A 21,647-nucleotide genomic window follows, 5' to 3' on the forward strand; every position below is an offset into this window, starting at 1 on the left:
TGTAATGCAAACATAAAAAAAGGGAATGGATAAAAACCCATTCCCTTTTTTTATGACTTTTCGGAAAGATACAGCCTATCTTGCGATGACTAAAATCCGTATCTCAAGCCAATTTGTGCCTGCCATGGGTTACCTGTTGGAATGACAACACCTGTGTTATTTAAACGGTAGTTATAGTTCGAACTTGCAGGATCAAAACCAGTAACCGCATAAAGTGCTTGCGTACCTAAAGTTTCTGATGTACCCCAGGTTTTCTTAAACAAGTTGGCTACGTTAAATAAGTCGCCCGAAATTTCCAGGCTTTGTTTCTTGTTTGAGCCAAATTTAAACTGGTAGGCTAATCTTAAATCGAACGTACCATAAAAGCCATTGATACCTCCATTACGTTCCGCAAAAGTACCTTCGTATTTTGTGATATAATCTTTTAAGCTTTGGCTTGCGTCGCCATTTGCCAATAATGTTTGTAAGGCAGTTCTAAGTGCCGCTGGTACACTTGTATTCGATGTATTGAAAATATACGCCAAATCGTTAGTGGCTACAAAATCACCATTGGTATTTCCACCAGATAATAAACTATATCTCGTGCCACCGATTCCCGAATAGCGGATACCTGCCTTAATGCCATAGAATGATGGTAGTGTTCCATAAACTACCACTTTGTTTCTGAATTGACCATTTGAATAAGTCATATTGCTTAAGTTCCTTGGGTCATCTACCACTGGTAGTGATAGGGTAGCTGAGTTGGCTACATTACCATTGAAAGACGTATTGTCTTTTGCATCATTCCAGGTAAAGCTTGCTGAAATTTCTCCATCTTTAAAGTATTTCCAGGTACCATCTACAACAACGGCAAATTGATTTACTTTACCTTTACTGTTCATTTCTAACACCCTACCGAATGCATTGGTTAAGCGGCCTGTTTTCCAATCAGTAGTACCATTACCAGCAATAATTGTATTCGCAGGTACATACACACCTCTATTCCCTTCATTTGATAATGTGAAGAATGGATTGGCAACCATATTTCTATCCACATACATATAGTTATTACGTGCTAATGTAGCGTAACCCGTAATACCTATTCTTATTTTATCATTTATTAATTTATTATACGATAAGTTGGCTTTGTAAACTACTGGTATTTTAGCGTCCTCCGCGTAAGTATTGATGGTAGGGATTTGTAATCCTGGTAAAGTTGGTGCTGTTGCAGTTCCATTTCTGTAACCAATAAAGTTTGGAGTAGGCACGCCGGTTCCAGTAACGTCAACTGTAGCGAAGTGTTTACCATCAAACGTTAGGTTATTAATGGTTACATAATTGTTCACATCCGATCCGAAAATTCCGGCACCTAAGCGAACATAGTCGGTATGTTTTTCATTCACGTCCCAGTTAAACTGAATACGAGGTTGAATTAAAAACTGCTTTAATTTGTGATCTGTTCTTACACCAATGGCATCAAACAGTTGTTGGTTAAGTGGCGAAGTTGGATATTTGCTATAATCTAAGCGTAAACCACCAGTAAAATCTAAGCCTTTACCCAATTTGGTTTGCATTTGACCATAAATTGCTGTATTCCATAGCTTGCCAATTACGGTTGGGTCATCAACTAAAGGAACTTCTCTGTAATAGCTGATGGGAATTAAATTATCGAAGTTTTGTAAGGCTGTTTGCGCAGTTGCTCCTGTACCCGATCGGTTAAATGTAAATCGACCATTAACTTCACTACCATACAAGGATTTTGCATGGGTGTACATGATGTCTACACCAAAAGTATATTTGATCTTATCTGTGTTATAGTAAAAATTATCTACCAATTGCAGAACGTTATTGGTAAAACCCTCCTGTCCGAACCGATGTCCACCAATTTGAACTGCAGCGAACCGACTGCCACTAGGAGTGATCGATTCTAAGTTAGAAACGACAGCTCTGGGGATGGCAAAACCTAATTCATCATTTTGCGTGCTGGCCTGGTAGGTATACAAATGTTGTAATTTTAATTCATTGGTAACCTTGCTGCTAATGGTCGAACGTAAGGTGGCCAATAAGCTATTATCAACATTTTTATCATTACCGTAACTTTCGTAAAAGTTAATTCCGGTATTATCTGCTAATCCTAATGGATTTCTGTCGTTGGTATAATTGTCCCTAACGGTTAATAAATTTTTCTCATCAATTTGCCAATCTAAACGAAGAAAGCCTGCATCTGTACCTCTTTTTTTAGAAAAAGATCCAAATTGTGGGGAGTTAGCCACACCATATTTGTTTCTGGCAACAGCTAAAAAGTTGTTTAAGGTGTTGTTTGTGATATTAAATCGGGCTTCGTCTGCTTCTGAATTAATATCTGCAATTAGTAAAGGGCGAGAATCTCTTTGATGATCCCAGGCAGCAAAATAATGTAATTTATCTTTAATGATTGGTCCACCTAAACTAAATCCATATTGATAAGTAGAGAAATCGTTTACTCTTTTGTTACCTCTGATATCGTAACTACTGGCTAAAAAATCTGCTCTGTTGTATGCAAACGCACTACCTGTAGTTTCGTTTGTTCCTGATTTCGTTACTGCACTGATTGTACCGCCTCCGGAGCGGCCTAAACTCACATCGTATTGGTTGGTTACTACTTTAAATTCACGAACACTTTCAATTGAGATAGAGTAGGGTGCACCGCTTCGGCTGGTTGTACTTCCAGATGAAGTTGGGTTTTTTGCAGTCATACCATCAATGGTAAAGTTGGTAGATGAACCCAACTGTCCGGAAATACCACCTGGACCAGCCAAAGGCGATAGATCCGTCAAACTAGAAAAGTTACGTCCGTTTACTGGCAATAGATTCATTGTTTTTGATGAGATCTCTGTTGAAGCGCCAAACTGTTGTGCCTTATTTCTTAGGGCAGAACCATTAACCTCAACGCCACCCAGGTTCTGAGAAGTTTCTTGCATGTTGATGGCGATTTTTACAGCATCACCCTGGTTTAGCATAAAACCAGTTCTATTTTGTTCAGCATAACCAATGTAAATGGCTTTTACTGTATATGGACCACCTAATGGAAGTTCTTTAAAAGTGTATTCGCCTTGCGCATTGGTAGATGTTCTGGTGGTAAAACCAGTTGAATTGTTTTTAATTTGAACGGAAACTCCAGGAATCGGTTTCTTTTGTTCATCAGTTACAACACCGGATATGGATGCTTGCGTGGTTTGTGCAATTGCAGAATGGGTAGCAAAAGACAATAGTAGCATCACTGCAACTAGTAAATTTTTCATCATTGTTTGATTTTTTAATAGGTTATGAAGCTTGCATAAGCTCGCAGAATATTGTTTGATGCGCATGCAGGTTTCATCATGATTAGTTCTGATTTTTATGATGCAAAATTGTAGTTGTAGTGTTAAGCTAAATTCGATTTTATGTTATCAAATGATTTATAAATTGTTTGATTTAGGGATTGATGTTAAAATAAAAAACGGCCAATAAATTAATATTGGCCGTTCCTGTTAACTTATTGTGAACCTACTTTTTATCAGCTGTATACTTATTGCTGAACTTCTTATCCAATTGTTTATGCAAATTATCCAGGTTGATATCTCTTCCCTGAATAAATGCCTGTTCCACTTTGTTGGTTCTCATGTCTAAAGCATCTCCGGCAGAAATAAAGAAAGTAGCATCTTTTCCTGTTTCAATGCTTCCTGTAATTTTATCAACGCCCATAACTTTTGCGGCATTAAGGGTAATGGTAGATAATGCTTTTTCTTTATCCAAACCCCAAGCGGTAACTGTTCCAGCCATAAAAGGCAGGTTCCGTTGTTGCCAGTAACCATCGATGCTTAATACTACATTTAAACCTGCATTAGCCAAAACAGCTGCATTTTTATACGGCATATTTACATCATCATCATTGTTGTTTGGCAAGGCGTGAGGTTGTTTTACCACCAAACTGATATTATTTTCTTTTAAGAAATCGACTATTAAATAAGCTTCATCAGCGCCGGTGATTACGGGTGTGATGCCGAATTTCTTGGCGAAGTTTACAGCAGCAACAATATCTTTTTGACTATCAGCTGTGATAAATAACTTTTCCTCGCCAGAGAAAACTTTTTTCATGGCATCAAAGCGATTATTGATTACCTCAGGTTTGCCCATTTCTGAATAGGCTTTTGCTTCTGCGAAGAAAGAGGTTAACTGCGCAATTGCAGCTTGCGTTCTTTCAGTTAATGCTTCAGGTGACATTTGCGGTCTGCCGAAGCCACCGAACCCGCCTCTGAAACGTGGTGTTACCGGCCAGCTCATGTGCATGGCGTCATCAGTTTTTATGGCTGCATCTTCCCAGTTCCAGGCATCCAGTTGAACTACTGATGAACTTCCAGATACTGTTCCACCCTGTGGAGTGGGCTGCGCCATTAATACGCCATTGCTACGTAACGTTGCCGGAACTTTCGAATCGGTGTTGTAAGCTACAATAGAGCGGATGTGCGAGTTGAAATCACCAATTTCCTGAAAATCCAAAGTTGCTTTTACCGCCTCAATTTCTGTTAAACCTAAATTGGTTGTAGCTGCGATAAAACCCGGATAAACGTGTTTTCCTGTGGCAACAATTCTGTTTACATCATCTTGTGGCACCTGTCCGTTTGCAGTAACCGAAATAATTTTTCCGTTGCTGAAAAGAATGGTGCCATTTTCAATCACTGTTCCGTTGCCCACGTGCACGGTTGCACCCGTAATGGCGATGGTTTTAGTTTGTTTTTTAGCTGGCGAAATGTTTGCCTGGGCAAAACACATCAGGCTTGTTGCCGAAAAAGCCAGACTCATTAAATATGTTTTCATGTTAGTGTGCATGTTCTTTCTCGGTTAATTCTGCTGAATAATTTTCTAAAGTTTCGCAATTGTACAAGCGTGGTGCATCTCCCATTGGGCGTTGCATTCTGCCACCTTTACTTTTACTTTCTAACATTTTTTGGATCAAACGGGCTTTTTCAGCTTGCTGTGCTTTAATTACCTGCGCATCTTTTTCAATATCCCAGTAAGCAATACCGTCAACAAATGTTTTCTCTGCTTTTGCGTAAATTGAAAGTGGATTAGCAGTCCAGATCACTACATCGGCATCTTTTCCAGGTTTTAAACTCCCAACCTTATCGTCAATGTGAAGCATACGTGCAGGATTCAAAGTCACAAATTTCAAAGCATCTTCTTCCGGAACATTGCCATAAAGCACTGATTTGCCAGCTTCCTGGTTCAGGTGACGAGCCATTTCTGCATCATCAGAGTTGAAAGCAGTGGTTACGCCAACATTGTGCATAATTTTTCCATTGTAAGGAATGGCCTCAGCAACCTCATTTTTGTAAGCCCACCAATCTGAGAAAGTAGAACCCGCAATACCATGTGCTTTCATTTTATCAGCCACTTTATAGCCTTCTAAAATGTGTGTGAAAGTATTGATTTTAAAACCAAGGCTATCAGCAACATGAATTAACATATTGATTTCGCTTTGTACGTAAGAGTGGCAAGTAATGAAACGTTTGTTGTTCAGGATTTCAACGATCGCATCCAATTCCAAATCTCTGCGAACGCTGTTGCCTTTTACTTTCATTGCTTTTTCATATTCTTTCGCACGGGTAAATTCATCCACAAAAGTTTGCTCAACGCCCATACGGGTTACCGGGAAACGGGCGCCCGTACCAAAATTACTTTGCTTCACATTTTCTCCTAGTGCAAATTTGATGAATCCATCAGCGCCAGCAAACTTTAATTCCTCCGGTGATTTACCCCATCGAAGTTTAATCAGTTGCGACTGACCTCCAACCGGATTCGCGGAACCGTGTAAAATATGAGAAGTGGTCACACCACCAGCCAATTGGCGGTAAATATTTACATCTTCCGAATTGATGATATCGGCAATGCGAACTTCTGCAGAAACAGATTGGGCGCCTTCATTAATACCACCAGCGCCAGCAATATGCGAATGTTCATCGATAATACCTGCAGTGATGTGTTTGCCTGTGGCATCAATCACTTTTGCGCCACCTGCAGAGAGGTTTTTCCCTACAGCTTTAATTTTTCCGTTCTCTAATAGTACATCTGCATTTTGAAGTACGCCATCTTTTTCATTCGTCCAAACCGTACCGTTTTTGATTAAAACAGTTTCCACTTTTGGTAATTCTGTTGCACCAAAAGCAGTGAATGGATAAATTAACGAACCCACCGCTAATGATGGCTTTGGCTCATCTTTTTTAGGCATTTCTTTCGCAGCCTCTTTAAAAGTTGCGGTAAATTTCCCTGTAGATCCATCTGCCAAAGCAGATTCACCTTTAATGGTTATCGGGTTGGCAGAAGTAATGTATCCGCTTAAACGCACATCGCCTTTCGGATTTTTCTTCAGATTGAAATTGATGCTTACCCAGTCGCCGCTTCTGGTGAAAGTAGCCGAGGTTTTAACGCTATCTACACCAGTTCTTTCAATTGCAGCGGTTGAGCCGCCACCTGTTCCGGTGATTTTAAGAGTTAAAGCGCCAGCGCCATCCACATTGAGGTTATAAGTTCCACGAATATCGCTCACATCAATTTTATTAACGATGAAGCGTTTTCCCTGTACCCAGTTTTCGAAAATAATATTGCCGTTTTTGAATAAGTTGTCCGATGAAATTAAAAAATTAGCCACTTTGCCTTTTTCCAGTGAACCAACTTTATCTCCAATGCCCAATAAATTGGCAGGAATTGTAGTTACCGCTAATAAAGCTTGTTTCTCAGTTAAACCGTTTTCAATCGCGGTGCGGATATTCGTCCAGAAATCACGGCTGTTTTCTAAACCAAAGGCAGTAAGTGCAAAATTAACACCTGCCTTTTCTAAAGCTGCCGGATTGGTTGGAGCCAATTCCCAACCTTTCATTTGTGATAAGGTTACATTTCTGGCTTCCGCAGGGTCTTCTACATCATATGCTTTTGGAAAAGATATCGGAACGATCAAACTTGCACCAGTTGCCTTGATTTCGTTAATGCGTTGATATTCATCGCCACCAGATTTAATGATGAATTTCTTGCCAAATTCTTTTCCAATTTTATCAGCACGAAGTACATTCTGCCATCCATCAACTTCAAAAATTTGAGGAATGGTTTGTTGTTTCCCAAATTCATCTAATGAAATGTTGTATTCCTCTTTTTGTTTGCCATACCATTGCGCATCGTAATAAGTTTGGCGCAACAAAGCAATTGATCCCATTAAAGAAGTAGGATAATCATTCGATGAAGTTCCTTTGTTGAAAGAGTAATTTGCTGCAGTTTGATCTTTCAGAATCACTGCATTATCAGCGCCTTCGTTCAGCGTTACCGCTGCAGAAACACCACGGGCAATGCCATCGCGACTGATTACATTCACGCTTCCAAAACCAACCTTACGCAATTCATCAGCTTTTTTGGTATCTACTGAAAAAATATTTTTCACATAAGTTTCAGGTCTGATGGCTTCGTTCCAGCCATAAGCACCTTTCTTGGTAGAAACAAAAATAGATTGACGTTGTCCGCCAAAGCCCCGGGCCTGGGCGGGTGCTTCAGCAATTCCGTAATTCGAAAAAGCATCAACCAATGAGGGATAAATAAATTTTCCTTTCAAATCTACAACCACATAACCCTTAGGTACAGCAACACCAGCGCCAACTGCCTGGATGGTTTGTCCTTTGATTAAAAGTGTAGCATTTGTTAAGGTTTGGTTGGCATTTACTACTATAGTCGCATTTGTAAAGGCAAACATTCCTGGCCGCGTATCAAAAGAGCCGTTTACAGGGAAGGTGGTTTGCTGTGCAAACATAATTGTAGTAGAAAATACCATCGCAACAGCGAGTAAAATTTTCTTCATGATCAGTTTGGGGGTTTATTTTGTTTAAAACTAATATAAATTAGCGTTGGTTGAGCAGAATATCCTATTTTTTACAATTAATCCCTATTTTTGGACAAACATATTTTATAAAAATGTATAGTATCTTAAAATCTGCGCACTCTGGATGGCGCTACATCGTATTAATCTTATTAGTAATTGCAGTTATCAATGCTTTATCGGGTTGGTTTGGAAAAAAAACTTACACAGAAGGTAATCGTAAATTAAATGTGTTTACACTAATTAGTGCACATATTCAGTTTTTGATTGGCTTAGTGCTTTATTTTTTAAGTCCGCTTACTAAATTGCCTATGAGCGATGCGATTGGCAGATACTTTAAAGCAGAGCATACCGCGATGATGATTGTTGCCATTGTTTTAATCACTGTTGGTAATGCAAAATCGAAAAGAGTTGCAGATGCTGTAGACAAACATCGTAATATTGCTATTTTCTTCGGATTGGCCTTGGTGCTGATTGTGGTTTCTATTTTGGTGATGACAAAAAATGTTCCAGGGAGATCATTTTTTGGGATATCTTAAAAATTAAGCATTTATTGGTAGCGCTTATAGCGTTTCGATAAAGATTTAATTAATAAATTTTAAAATTTACAAGGGAAATCTGATTTAAAAGCAGATTTCCCTTTTTTTAGGATTGAACGTGTTGCAGGAAATTTCACAAATATTTCCATTATTCAAAATTCTTTATATTTTTGTCGCTCATGATCAACAATATACATACATGGCTTTGGCAAAGTAATTCAAAACAGAATTGCGCCGGCTGCGTATGAGGAAAATATTTTTATCAACCTAAACCTTAAAGAACCATTAAAGCCCGGCGTAGAACCACACGCCGGGCTTTTTATTTTTAATAATAAATCCCGTCACTGCGAGGCACGAAGCAATGACGGAAATACCGTAAAAAAATGTACAGAATAAATACTACTTACAAAAAATTACTTGCCGATACCACCACGCCAGTGAGTATTTATCTTCGCTTACGTGATGTTTATCCAAACAGTATTTTGCTGGAGAGTTCAGATTACCATAGCAGAGAAAATTCAATGAGTTTTGTTTGTGCCGATCCGGTTGCGGGAATTATCTTAAAAGGAAAACGTTTAGAAACATATTTTCCGGATGGTACCGTTGGCATTACAGAAAGCAAAAATCTGATGCAGGAGATCGCAGATTTTAAAGATAAGTTTAAAGAAACTGAACTGCCTGAAATTAAATTTATTTCAAGCGGGCTTTTTGGTTATTTCACCTGGAATGCGGTTCAGCACTTTGAAGATATTCAATTCACTTCTGAAACTCCAGAAGGAGAAGAGATTCCAGAAATGCAATACCATTTATATCGGTACATCATTGCGATCGATCATTTCAAAAACGAAATCACGCTTTTTAAAAATACCTTTGAGGGAGAAGAGGAGGGGGGATTGGAAAAAATGGAATACCTGATTCAGAATAAAAATTATCCTGAATACAAATTCCAGCTTCGGGGGGAAGAAACTTCGAATCTAACCGATCAGGGCTTTATGGATCTGGTAGAGAAACTGCAAAAGCACATTTATCGTGGTGATGTATTTCAAATTGTGCCGTCAAGAGCCTTTAAACAGGCTTTCTCTGGTGATGAATTTAATGTTTACCGATGTTTGAGATCGATTAATCCATCGCCTTACCTGTTCTATTTCGATTATGGAAATTTCAAGCTTTTTGGTTCATCACCTGAAGCACAAATCACCATTAAAAACAATACGGCCAATATTTTTCCAATTGCCGGAACCTTTAAGCGTAGCGGGAATGATATCGAAGATGCAGAACAGGCTAAAAAATTAGAGCAAGATCCAAAAGAAAGTGCCGAACATGTGATGCTGGTAGATTTAGCCAGAAATGACTTAAGCCGTCATTGCAATCGTGTAGAAGTGAAATCATTTAAAGAGGTTCAATATTATTCGCATTTGATTCACTTGGTGAGTAAAGTAAGTGGTCATTTACAGGAAAATGTAAGTGCTTTTAATGTGGTTGCAGATACTTATCCGGCAGGCACCTTGAGTGGTGCGCCAAAATATAAAGCCATGCAATTAATTGATGAAAATGAAAAGCTGGGACGTAATTTTTATGCCGGCGCAATTGGTTTCATGGGTTTCAACGAAGATTTTAACCATGCCATCATGATCAGGACGTTTATGAGTAAAAATAACGAACTGCATTACCGAGCTGGTGCGGGTATTGTGGCGGATTCAGTTCCTGAAACTGAAATGCAGGAAGTGAACAATAAGATTGCTGCCTTACGTAAGGCTTTAGAAATGGCCGAGGGCATTTGATGGAAGATGGATTTTTTAATAGAAAATTAACCAATGGAAAATAAAGATAAAAAGGCTGTTTTAGTAATCGATAACTACGATAGTTTCACCTATAACCTGGTTCATTTAATTAACGAGGTGGGTTACGAAGCAGTGGTTTGGAGAAATGATAAATTCGAACTGGCTGATGTAGCGCAATACGACAAAATTTTGCTTTCACCTGGGCCGGGTATCCCTGAAGAGGCTGGATTATTATTGGATGTGATTAAAACTTATGCACCAACAAAGAGTATTTTTGGTGTTTGTTTAGGTCAGCAGGCCATTGCCGAAGCTTTTGGCGGAACACTATTGAACCTGGGCAGACCGATGCATGGTATAGCTACACCAGTTACCGTTGTGGATGGCGATGAACCACTATTTTGGGAATGTCCGCAAACGATAAATGTTGGTCGTTACCACAGTTGGGTAGTGAGTAAAGAGAATTTTCCATCTTGTTTGAAGATTACGGCCAGAGATCACAAAAGTGAGATAATGGCTTTGAGACATGAAAGCCTGGATGTTCGCGGGGTACAGTTTCATCCTGAAAGTGTGCTGACCGAGCATGGTAAACAGATGATGGAGAATTGGTTGACAACCCCCTAGCCCCCTAAAGGGGGAATGATGTGCAACGTTGAAAAACAAAAGTAAACTATTGAAAAACAATAAAAATAAGCTATGAGTGCTGGATATTCAAAGCCCCCTTTAGGGGGTGGGGGGTCTATTTTAGATAAAATCGTATTACGGAAAAAAGAAGAAGTTGCTGATGCAAAGCGACTGATCTCCATACAAGATTTAGAGAAGGCGGATCATTTTAAACGTACGCCTTACTCTTTTAAAGAGTTTTTGTTGACTGAAGACAGAACCGGAATTATTGCAGAGTTTAAACGACGTTCTCCATCAAAAGGTTTGATCAATGGTGTTGCTGACGTCGCGGAGGTTACCCAGGCCTACAATAATGCTGGCGCATCTGCGCTGTCTGTGTTAACCGATGTCGATTTTTTTGGCGGAAAAACTGATGATATTTTAGCAGCGAGAGCGGTAAATCAGATCCCCATTCTTCGTAAGGATTTTATGATTGATGAATACCAGATTTTAGAAGCAAAAGCCTGGGGTGCTGATATCATTTTACTAATTGCAGCGATTCTGACGCCAAAACAAATTAATGATTTTGGCAAGTTTGCACAAAATTTAGGATTGAATGTTTTGTTGGAAGTCCATAATCTGGAGGAACTGGAAAGAAGTATTTGTCCAAATTTGGATGCCATTGGCGTCAATAACAGAAACCTGGCAGATTTTACGGTAGATATTCAAACTTCTTTTGATTTGGTTAATCGTATTCCTGATGAATTTTTGAAAATCTCCGAAAGTGCCATCAGCAATCCTCAAACCATTAAAGAACTGAAAACCGCTGGATTCAATGGCTTTTTAATCGGCGAGAACTTCATGAAAACCAATAACCCTGGCGCTTCAATAAAAGAATTTGTTGCACAAATTTAAACAGTCTTATATCCAGTTTTGTCAGTCTGAGCTTGTTGGAGATTCGTTTTGGCGTTTCGACAAGCTCAACGTGACAAATCTGTAAAAAATGTGGTATTAGATCATTGTATTGATTCCTAAATTTTAAAGTGTAACGCTCCTAATCTCGCCTATTTTTTCTTTCTGAAACAAAGCATAAGTGTTGTTGTTAAATGAATGCAAGCGCTAATATTTAACCAACAAATTACTTTTATGCAGTATCTCGACCATTTTTTCGGTTATCCTATTCCTATTTTTATCAAGAACTTAATTATTGGGATAGCCGCAATTCTACTCGGACTACTTATTAAATTTATCATTCATGAAATCTTTATTATGCTTTCCCGCTGGTGGGATTCTGTGATTATAAAATCTACCATTAAACATCTTCGCAGGCCAATAGCGGTGTTCATTCCTTTGCTCTTATTAAATTCATCACTTGATATTATGGTGATGCCGGCGTCGGTTCGATTGCACCTTGATAAAATGCTCGAAATTGCGCTTACTGCAATTTTTGCACTCATATTAATCAGGTTGATTAACGTTCTGGAAGACTTTTTTTATCTCAAATATGATCTCAATAAAGAAAACAATCTGAAGGAAAGAAAAATCCGTACACAGCTCCAGTTTGTAAGAAAGTTCATTGTTTCGCTGATCATTTTAATTACTGCCGCTATCATTTTGTTGAGTTTCGAAAGTATGCGTAAAATCGGTGCAGGTTTACTTACGGGAGTTGGAATTGGTGGAATTATTATCGGTTTCGCTGCACAAAAATCTCTGGGAAATTTACTGGCAGGTTTTCAAATCGCTTTTACACAGCCCATCCGGATTGATGATGTATTAATTGTTGAAGGAGAATGGGGAAGAGTGGAAGAAATAACCCTGACTTACGTTGTGGTGAGTATCTGGGATCAGCGGAGATTGATTTTGCCCATTACCTACTTCATTGAAAAACCCTTCCAGAACTGGACAAGGGTTTCGGCAGATTTACTCGGAACCGTGTTTTTATATATGGATTATACCATTCCGATTGAACCCTTGCGCCAGGAGTTAACAAGGCTTTTAACAACTAATCCCCTTTGGGATAAACGAGTAAATGTGGTTCAGGTTACCGATACAAATAAAGACGGATCAATTGAGATTAGGTTTCTAATGAGTGCTTCTAATTCATCAAGAGCCTTTGATTTGCGTTGCAATGTACGCGAAGCCATGATCACTTTTATCCAAAATAATTATCCTGAAAGTTTACCGAAAACAAGGCTGGAACACAAGGATAAGTTTGCAAATCTTTAAATAGAGCACCATTTCAAAAAAATATCGGAACGTATATTAGTAAATCGTTTTATTGATTGTATTAATATTAGCTCACTATATTTTGCAATATATTCAGTTTAATGCACTAGATTTTTAGTTTTCAAATTAATTATTCTTAATTTGTTTAACGCTGATTTTCTGTAAGTTAAGGTTAAGTTCCTTATCTTCTGCATATTGACTGGCTTTTGATGGGTTTCTGTTGGCATAATTGTTGATTTTTTGGAAAAAAAATAATTAATCATCCTAACATTTTAATCCATGAAAAACTTAAAAAAAGTTCTCTTTACTATTCTGCCGTTACTAACTTTAACAATTTTGTTTTCTTGTAAAAAAGAAAGCAATGAAATGCCAACCGATTCAGAGAACAAAAACTTTAAATTTACTGTAACTGTTGATGGAGTAGAAGAGCAAGATTACGTATCATTTGTTTTTGTAGGTGGAAGCCTTGACAATGCAAAAACCATTTGGAAAGTTAATGGTGTGACTAAAAACAATGAAACAGCCATCTCTTTGGGAAAAAACGATTTCTTGGGCGCTACAAAAACTTATGTAATTGAAAGTACAACACCTTTAAGATTAGTTACAACCAGTCAACAATGTTTAAATCCAGGTGCTACAAATCCTTCATTTAAAGTGAGCTATAAAGCTGAAGTAAATGGACAAGTCGTTACAAATGATCAAAACTTTACGGTAACTTCTACAACTGATTATACGCATAAATACGATTATTAATCAACACTAAGTTTTGATCAAATACAAAAGGAGAAATCTTTAATCGCTGAATATCGCAATTAAGATTTCTCCTTTTTTTGTTGTCATGCCTGATTGAGCCGAAGTGTATTAACTATTTAAACAAGCTTTTCAGCTTTGCTAATTTCTCCTGCAAATCGCCATCGGCATCTTTTTTTACCTGCTGGGGTTTTGGAGCAAAATTCTTCGTTCTCTGGTAGCTGTTGTTCGCTGGTTGTTCCTTATTCCTTGCTTTTTCGGGCTTCGGAATTTTGTCTCCCGATTTTGGACTGTTTTCGGTTTTCATCGATAAAGAAATTCGCTTGCGGGCAGCATCAACTTCCATTACGGTAACTTCAACTTTTTGATGTACTTTAACAACATCATTTGGATTGGCCACGAAGCGATTAGCCAGTTGGCTGGTGTGTACTAAACCATCCTGATGCACGCCAATATCAACAAAGGCACCGAAATTGGTGATGTTAGTTACAATTCCGGGCAATTTCATGCCTATTCTCAAATCGCCGATTTCATTTACGCCATCTGTAAAGCTAAAAGCTTCGAACGCTTCACGCGGATCGCGGCCAGGTTTGGCCAGCTCTTTTAGAATGTCGTTTAACGTTGGCAAACCAATTTCATCGGTAACATATTGTTGTGGCTTAATTCGCTTTTGCAATTGTGTATCTTTCATCAAAGCAGAAACTGTTGTGCCTAAATCTTTGGCCATTTTATCAACTACCGCATATCGTTCCGGATGCACGCCACTCATATCTAAAACGTTCTCAGCATGACGAATGCGTAAGAAACCAGCTGCCTGCTCATAGGCTTTATCACCCAGGCGAGGCACTTTCTTTAAGCTTTCCCGATTTTTGAAAGCGCCATTACTATTCCGGTAATCAACAATGTTTTGCGCTAAAGTTGGCCCTAAGCCAGAAACGTAAGCCAGGATTTGTTTCGATGCCGTATTCAACTCCACTCCAACAGCATTTACCGCACTAATAACCGTATCATCTAAACTGGCCTGTAATTTATTTTGATCAACATCATGCTGGTATTGCCCAACACCTATCGATTTCGGATCGATTTTTACCAATTCTGCCAGTGGATCCATCAAACGGCGACCGATAGAAACAGCACCACGAACGGTAATATCTTGCGTTGGAAACTCTTCTCTCGCTACTTCTGATGCAGAATAAATAGATGCACCACTTTCATTAACCATTACAATGGTCACTTGTGGTAAATTCAGAGCACGGATAAATGCTTCAGTTTCTCTGCCAGCAGTTCCATTACCAATGGCAATGGCCTCTACCTTGTGTTTTTCGCAAAGCTGTTGAATGGTTATTTCGGCATTCTTCACATTGCCTTGGCCGGTGTGCGGGTAAATGGCTGTGTTTTCCAAAAGCTGGCCTTGCTTATCTAAACAAACAACCTTACAGCCGGTACGGAATCCTGGATCAATGGCCAATACATTTTTCTGTCCCATTGGTGCAGCCAATAGCAACTGACGGGCATTTTCTGCAAAAACCCGAATGGCTTCTTCATCGGCTTTCTGTTTGGTTAACACCCGAAGTTCGGTTTCCATTGCGGGCTCCAGCAAACGCTTGTAACCATCTTCCAATGCTTGCTGAACTTGTTTCGATGCGGCATTGTTGCCTAGCACAAATTGATTTTCCAGCATTTCGATTGCGCCTTCGGCTGGCGGTAAAGCATCCAAACGTAAAATTAACTCTTTCTCTCCACGGCGCATCGCCAGAACACGGTGCGATGCAGCAGTTTTAACAGGCTCATTCCATTCAAAATAATCCTTGTACTTAATACCTTCTTCTTCTTTTCCTTTAATTACTTCCGATTTAAATTCTGCTTTTTCCTGAAAGTAAGTGCGCATTTTGGTACGGGCTTCAGCATTTTCAGAAATCATTTCAGCGATAATGTCTCTAGCACCTGCTAATGCCTCTGCTAAAGAATTTACTCCTTTTTCAGCATCAATAAATTTATCTGCTTCAGCGTCTAAATCAAAGTGCTTCTGGTCAAAAATTTGCAATGCCAAAGGCTCCAAGCCTTTCTCTTTCGCTACAGATGCACGGGTTTTACGTTTGGGTTTGTACGGAAGATATATGTCCTCTAAAAGTGAAATAGTCTCCGCTTCATTAATTTTCTTTTCCAGTTCGGGCGTCAGTTTTCCAAGCTCGGTCATCGATTTCAAAATCGCTTCGCGGCGTTTATCTAAATCGCGTAATTGCAATACCCTGTCGCGGATCGCAGCAACTTCAACCTCATCTAAACTTCCGGTTAATTCCTTGCGGTAGCGGGAAATAAAAGGTACGGTTGCGCCTTCATCCAACAGGCTTACTGTAGCCGTAACTTGTTTTTCTGCAATTTTTAATTCTGCAGCTATGATTTTATGATGAGCTAACATATTAAGATTTTCAATTTAAAGGAAGCAAAGCTAATCAGGATTTACGGAATTTAAGGATTTTAAAAATCAAGTTTTCCACCGAAAAATGTGGGAAATTTTTATCGGATGAAATTGTATGTGAATATAATTTCGCGAGCTATAAAAATTTGAAAAGCAATATCAGCAGGCAAATTAATGTTCGTCTGGCTTTCCGCTAAATGCCCGATGAAGAATCGGGCGATACCGCTGCAATCCAGTTTATGTGGACAGGTAAATGCAACTATTTGCAGTTGCAAAGTTTACCATATGCTAACGTGTTTTAAAGGAATAATCAAAATGGCCTGTTTTCACAGGCCATTTCATTTAATACATTAAAAATATGGTTGGTTTTTTATGGAGATCGATTTCCTCCTTGCGCCAGTTATATACGCTTTGGGTTTTAATAAACTCATCCTCGGCGGTTAGGTTGCTGGCCACACAAATTTGTGTGTTAGGTTTGCAACTTTTTAGTACTTCTTCAAAAAGTTGATTATTTCGAAATGGCGTTTCAATAAAAATTTGGGTTTGTTTATATCGGCTGGCTGATAAGTCTAAATCCTTAATGCGTTTAGTGCGCTGTTCCTTATCAATGGGCAAATATCCCCAGAAGGCAAAACTCTGTCCATTAAAACCAGAAGCCATTAATGCCAATAAAATTGAGCTTGGGCCAACCAAGGGTACAACTTTGATCCCACGTTTGTGTGCTTCGGCTACAATATCGGCACCCGGGTCTGCAATTCCCGGACAACCCGCTTCACTCATTAAACCCACATCTTTTCCTGCTTTTAGCTCATTAAAAAACTGCCCTAAGTCAGTACGGTTATGTTTTCCGTAATCATGTACGATTAGATCTTTCTGAGGTGTTTTTAAACCTGCCTCCTTCAAAAATCGACGAGCTGTTTTACTGTTCTCTACAATATAGGTGTCAATTTGGTTAATGGTATCAACCAAATAGGGCGTAAAGGTTTTGTGTGCTACCTCTTCAGCAAGAGGAACAGGAATAAGATATAAAGTGCCGTTCTGCATGATGCAAAAATAGGTACAATAAACAGAATTTTAGTTTTAAAGTTTTAGCAGCGTTCGATATAATCTCTTTTGTAAACAGTGGTGTAGCAAATTTTATTTCTGAATGACTTATATTCTGCACAATTATCACGTGTATAAAACGTTAAATAATAGTTAAATATGCCTTAATTGGCATGATTTGGCAGAAAACGAAAAAACTATGCATGCATATTAAACCTTGCTAATTTTTGGTTCTCTAATTGATACACACAAGTTAGGTTATTAAAATAAACACACAAATGAAAACACTGAAAAAATCGGCAGTTGTGCTGGGGCTTTTTGGGCTCCTTGTCGGAACCACCACCTTAGTCAGGGCACAAGACTATCAAGATAGCTACCAGGATGATGGTTATAGCACGGGGAATATTTCCATGCAAACCTTTTATGATGAACTCAGTCCGTACGGAACCTGGATTCAGGATCCGCAGTATGGTTACGTTTGGCGTCCGGATGTTGATCAAAATGCATTTCGTCCTTACTACACCAACGGGCGTTGGGCCATGACAGAATATGGCAATACCTGGGTTTCCAATTATGATTGGGGTTGGGCTCCATTTCACTATGGCCGTTGGGTAATAAATAGTTACCGCCAATGGATTTGGTTACCGGATACCAACTGGGGGCCAGCTTGGGTTGATTGGAGAAGTGGTGATGGTTATTATGGCTGGGCACCAATGGCGCCAAGCATTAACATTAATTTAAGCTTTGGCCGCCGTTATGTGGTACCAGAATTTTGCTGGAACTTTATTCCGCAAAGAAATATCTACATTAATACCTTTCCAAGATATGATTACGGCCGTAATAATGTTTATATCCGCAACACTACCATCATTAACAACACTTATGTTTACAACAGAAGAAGTTATTATGGCGGCCCGAGAATGGAAGACATTAGAAGAGCAACCAATCGTGATGTAACGGTTTATCGTTATGCGCAAAGTAATCGCCCGGGTGCAAGTAGAGTAGGTGGAAGGGAAGTTTCGATTTACCGACCAAGGCCGGAACGTAATGCAGTTGATAATCGCAATGCTGCTCCAAGAAAATTTGAACAAGGGAATGCAGGAATTAGCAGAGGCGGCAGAAATGAGGGCTATGCGAATCGTGATCAAAGGGGCAGAGATAACGATGGCAATCGTGGCAATAATGAACAAAGAGGGAATAGCGATAACCGTTTTGGTTCAAGAAATGATAACCGCAATGGCAGAGGAAATGATGCAAACGTTGGCAGAGACAATCAACCCAACAATAGAGGTGAGGCTTATGATCGCAATGCCAATGGAAGAACAAGCCGTGGAAATACCAATGGAATTGAGCAAAGAAATGGTGATGCAAATGTGAACAGCCGTCAGGATCAGCAGCGTTCGGAGCAAATACGCCAGCAACGCAACCAGCAAGATCGTATGAGCCAGGATCAGCAACGTGCTCAACGTGAAGTGAGGGGCAATGACGAGCGTTCGCAACAAATGCAGCGGCAACGTGCTGAGCAAGCTGCTCAACAGAACTCTCAACGTAATGAGCAAATGCAGCAACAACGTTCTCAGCAAGTGGAACAGCAAAGGGCTCAACGCAATGAGCAGATGCAACAGCAACGTTCACAACAAATGGAACAGCAAAGGGCTCAACGTGATCAGCAAATGCAGCAACAACGTTCTCAGCAAATGGAACAGCAAAGAGCTCAACGTGATCAGCAGATGCAGCAGCAACGTTCTCAGCAAATGGAACAGCAAAGGGCTCAACGTGATCAGCAAATGCAGCAACAACGTTCGCAGCAAGCTGAACAGCAAAGGGCACAGCGTGATGCTCAGCAACAACAACAAAGGGCCCAACAGCAACAACAAATGCAACAACGCCAGGAACAAAGAAGAACTGAAGCAGCACCTCAGCAACAAAGAGGGGGCGGCGAAAGAAGCGGCTCTGAAGGAAGAAGGCCATCGAGAGGTGGACGAGGATAGATGGATTGAAAGTCCCGATGAAAATCGGGGCTTTTTTTATGGGTAGTTATTGCCCTGCAGCTTGATGTAATTTGCTCAAATCTTTTCCTTTAAAAGTACTCTTAGCGTTTGGATGAAGATTGTCAGGGTCTAACAAGAAAGTTTCGATCCCAAGTTCTAAACCAAATTTTATTTCCGAATCTGCGTCATCTCCAATGATTAAAATTTCATTTTTGTTGAGGTTATGTTTTTCGATCAAATTAATGAAAGCTTGCTTTTTATTCGATACAGAAACATCAACCACGTGCACCTCTTCAAAATCATCGGCTATGCCCAACATTATAACTTTTGATTTTTGCTGTTTTGGAAAGCCCGCCGTAACAATAAATTTCCGGCCTTGTAAGCTTTTAATATAGGGATAATCGTCGCTTGGTTGAAGCGGCTTCAACACCTCTCTGTTGGCAAGATATTCAACAGTATGATCAACCACATCTTTAGGGAAATGGTATTTCTCTGCCACTTTTAAAAAAGGTGTTCGCAACATCTCATCTTTAGCTACCTGGTAATCTGCCTGATCGATCTTTAAATTTTGTTGATCTAACAGATCATATAGCCCAGTCATTAACACCTCTTTATTTGGTTTGGTAAAGTAAATAGTGTTATCAAGATCAATAAAAAATACTTGTTTCATTATGGATTGGTTTTTGTATGATGAAAAAAATTAAAACACCTCAAGGTAAAATATGTTTAATTACTAAATAGCAAACATCATGAAAAAAGAGACAAAAATTATAGTAGGCGTATTAGCCGGAGCAGCATTGGGAGCAACTATCGCATTAGCATTATCGTCAGATTCTACTAATGATTTAAAAGGTAAAGTATCAGATTTTTTTGCTGATTTGCTAGATGCATCAAAAGATAAATTAGCTGGCTTAGCTGATAAAGCTTCAGGAGTAGCCGATAAGGTAAAAGATAAAATTGCTGAAGTAAACGCTTAACGAAATTGGAAATGCCGGAAATATCCGGCATTTTTATTTCAAATTCTAACCACATCTAAATGAAGATTGCCTTTCACGGTGCTGCCCGTACAGTTACGGGAAGTAAGCACCTTATTACCCTAAAAAATAATACCCAAATATTATTAGATTGTGGACTGTTTCAAGGAATGGGCCATGTTACCGATAAGCTGAATGATTATTTTGGCTTTGATCCGAAAAAAATTACCTATCTCGTTTTATCTCATGCACATATCGACCATTGTGGCCTTTTGCCCAAATTGGTTGCTGATGGTTTTGAGGGTAAAATATTTTGTACACCTGCTACAATGGATTTATCCAGAATTCTGATGATGGATTCGGCAAAGATTCAGATGCAGGATGCTGAATTTTCTAACCGGCACCTGCGGGCAGGAGAAGAGATGGAGGAAGCGCTTTATACTGATGAAGATGTAACCAAAACATTAAGCCAGATGAAGATTGTTGCTTATGAGGAAGATTTTAAAATCGATGAGCACATTAGTTTAAAATTTACCGATGCCGGCCATATTCTGGGCAGTGCAGCAGTACATTTAACCATTACCGAAGATGGGAAAACCCAAAAAATTACTTTCTCAGGTGATGTTGGCCGCTATGGTGATTTACTTTTAAAAAGCCCGCAGCAGTTCGATCAGGCGGATTATATTTTAATGGAATCAACATATGGCGATTCATTACATAAAGATCTCGATCCAATTGAGGACATGCTTTTTGAAATCATCAACCATACTTGCAAGGTAAAGAAGGGAAAAGTCATCATTCCGGCTTTTGCTGTGGGCAGAACTCAGGAGTTGCTTTTTGCCTTAAATGGTTTGGAGTTGAAAGGCAAACTGCCTGATGTTCCATATTACGTAGATAGTCCTTTGTCTTCCAAGGCCACTGAAATTTTGCGCAATCATCCGGAGGTTTACAATAATGGCGTGAAACAGGTCTTAAAGGTTGATCATGATATTTTTGGCTTCAAGGGTTTACGCTTTATCGAAAGCGTTGAAGAATCGAAAAAGTTAAATGAAGATCCGCGACCTTGTGTAATTATTTCTGCTTCAGGAATGGCTGATGCCGGACGTGTGAAATATCACATCAGAAACAATATCGGCAATCAGAAAAACACCATTTTGATGGTAGGCTACTGTGAACCAAATTCATTGGGCGGACAGTTAATTGCAGGTAAAAAAGTGGTTGAAATTTTTAGAGATGAATATGAAGTGAAAGCTGAAATTCAATCTATAAAATCGATGAGTGCGCATGGCGATTATGAAGATTTATTGCAATTTCTTTCTTGCCAGGATCCGGCGAAAGTAAAACAGCTGTTTTTGGTTCACGGTGAATATGACGTTCAGCAAAATTTTGCCACAAGATTGAAGGATCATGGATTTAAGCATGTAGCTATTCCAGAATACCATCAGGAGTTTGAATTGGAATAAACTTC

Annotated in this window: 15 protein-coding genes; 9 read left to right on the forward strand and 6 right to left on the reverse strand. The window is 39.2% G+C overall.

Annotated features, from left to right (window positions below; genetic code table 11):
* Window positions 1-89: 89 nt before the first annotated feature.
* The 3 genes from EA772_RS07980 to EA772_RS07990 form a co-directional block, all read right to left on the reverse strand.
* Window positions 90-3,263, reverse strand: coding sequence for a TonB-dependent receptor (locus tag EA772_RS07980; RefSeq protein ID WP_124912362.1), 3,174 nt, complete (start codon window positions 3,261-3,263; stop codon window positions 90-92).
* A gap of 241 nt (window positions 3,264-3,504) precedes the next feature.
* Window positions 3,505-4,815, reverse strand: coding sequence for an amidohydrolase family protein (locus EA772_RS07985; protein ID WP_168187501.1), 1,311 nt, complete (start codon window positions 4,813-4,815; stop codon window positions 3,505-3,507).
* 1 nt (window position 4,816) lies between these two features.
* Window positions 4,817-7,837, reverse strand: a complete 3,021-nt coding sequence (locus EA772_RS07990) for an amidohydrolase family protein (RefSeq protein WP_124912364.1) — start codon at window positions 7,835-7,837, stop codon at window positions 4,817-4,819.
* Window positions 7,838-7,950: 113 nt separating this feature from the next.
* Here EA772_RS07990 and EA772_RS07995 point away from each other — a divergent pair, with 113 nt between their 5' ends.
* The 6 genes from EA772_RS07995 to EA772_RS08020 all read left to right on the forward strand — a co-directional run bounded on the left by EA772_RS07995 (window position 7,951) and on the right by EA772_RS08020 (window position 13,754).
* Window positions 7,951-8,394: a cytochrome B gene (locus EA772_RS07995; protein ID WP_124912366.1), complete on the forward strand. Its 444-nt coding sequence runs from the start codon at window positions 7,951-7,953 to the stop codon at window positions 8,392-8,394.
* A 383-nt stretch (window positions 8,395-8,777) separates the two neighbouring features.
* Window positions 8,778-10,175 (forward strand): anthranilate synthase component I family protein, encoded by a 1,398-nt coding sequence (locus EA772_RS08000; protein ID WP_010599775.1) that lies wholly within the window; start codon window positions 8,778-8,780, stop codon window positions 10,173-10,175.
* A 33-nt stretch (window positions 10,176-10,208) separates the two neighbouring features.
* Window positions 10,209-10,796, forward strand: a complete 588-nt coding sequence (locus EA772_RS08005; RefSeq protein ID WP_124912368.1) for an aminodeoxychorismate/anthranilate synthase component II — start codon at window positions 10,209-10,211, stop codon at window positions 10,794-10,796.
* 72 nt (window positions 10,797-10,868) lie between these two features.
* The gene (trpC, locus tag EA772_RS08010; protein WP_124912370.1) at window positions 10,869-11,690 is read left to right on the forward strand and encodes an indole-3-glycerol phosphate synthase TrpC; all 822 of its coding nucleotides are present in this window, start codon (window positions 10,869-10,871) and stop codon (window positions 11,688-11,690) included.
* A 195-nt stretch (window positions 11,691-11,885) separates the two neighbouring features.
* Window positions 11,886-13,001, forward strand: a complete 1,116-nt coding sequence (locus EA772_RS08015) for a mechanosensitive ion channel family protein (RefSeq protein WP_246834071.1) — start codon at window positions 11,886-11,888, stop codon at window positions 12,999-13,001.
* A gap of 279 nt (window positions 13,002-13,280) precedes the next feature.
* Window positions 13,281-13,754, forward strand: coding sequence for a hypothetical protein (locus EA772_RS08020; protein WP_124912372.1), 474 nt, complete (start codon window positions 13,281-13,283; stop codon window positions 13,752-13,754).
* Between the two features lie 112 nt (window positions 13,755-13,866).
* Here EA772_RS08020 and EA772_RS08025 read toward each other — a convergent pair whose 3' ends face one another.
* Together EA772_RS08025 and EA772_RS08030 are read right to left on the reverse strand one after the other, a co-directional pair.
* On the reverse strand, window positions 13,867-16,170 hold the full coding sequence (locus EA772_RS08025; RefSeq protein ID WP_124912374.1) for a Tex family protein: 2,304 nt from the start codon (window positions 16,168-16,170) through the stop codon (window positions 13,867-13,869).
* Between the two features lie 342 nt (window positions 16,171-16,512).
* The gene (locus EA772_RS08030; RefSeq protein ID WP_010599781.1) at window positions 16,513-17,214 is read right to left on the reverse strand and encodes an SAM-dependent methyltransferase; all 702 of its coding nucleotides are present in this window, start codon (window positions 17,212-17,214) and stop codon (window positions 16,513-16,515) included.
* Window positions 17,215-17,492: 278 nt separating this feature from the next.
* On the opposite strand from EA772_RS08030, the gene EA772_RS08035 reads away from it, so the two are divergent.
* Window positions 17,493-19,205, forward strand: a complete 1,713-nt coding sequence (locus tag EA772_RS08035) for a DUF6600 domain-containing protein (RefSeq protein ID WP_124912375.1) — start codon at window positions 17,493-17,495, stop codon at window positions 19,203-19,205.
* A 46-nt stretch (window positions 19,206-19,251) separates the two neighbouring features.
* Here EA772_RS08035 and EA772_RS08040 read toward each other — a convergent pair whose 3' ends face one another.
* On the reverse strand, window positions 19,252-19,875 hold the full coding sequence (locus EA772_RS08040; protein WP_124912377.1) for an HAD family hydrolase: 624 nt from the start codon (window positions 19,873-19,875) through the stop codon (window positions 19,252-19,254).
* A gap of 79 nt (window positions 19,876-19,954) precedes the next feature.
* Here EA772_RS08040 and EA772_RS08045 point away from each other — a divergent pair, with 79 nt between their 5' ends.
* Window positions 19,955-20,182, forward strand: a complete 228-nt coding sequence (locus EA772_RS08045; RefSeq protein ID WP_010599784.1) for a YtxH domain-containing protein — start codon at window positions 19,955-19,957, stop codon at window positions 20,180-20,182.
* 59 nt (window positions 20,183-20,241) lie between these two features.
* A complete protein-coding gene (locus EA772_RS08050; RefSeq protein WP_124912379.1) occupies window positions 20,242-21,642 on the forward strand; it encodes an MBL fold metallo-hydrolase RNA specificity domain-containing protein in 1,401 nt (466 codons plus the stop codon).
* The last annotated feature ends 5 nt before the right edge of the window (window positions 21,643-21,647 follow it).

The organism is Pedobacter sp. G11 (genome assembly GCF_003860265.1).
In the GTDB taxonomy this organism is placed as follows: Bacteria; Bacteroidota; Bacteroidia; order Sphingobacteriales; family Sphingobacteriaceae; genus Pedobacter; species Pedobacter agri.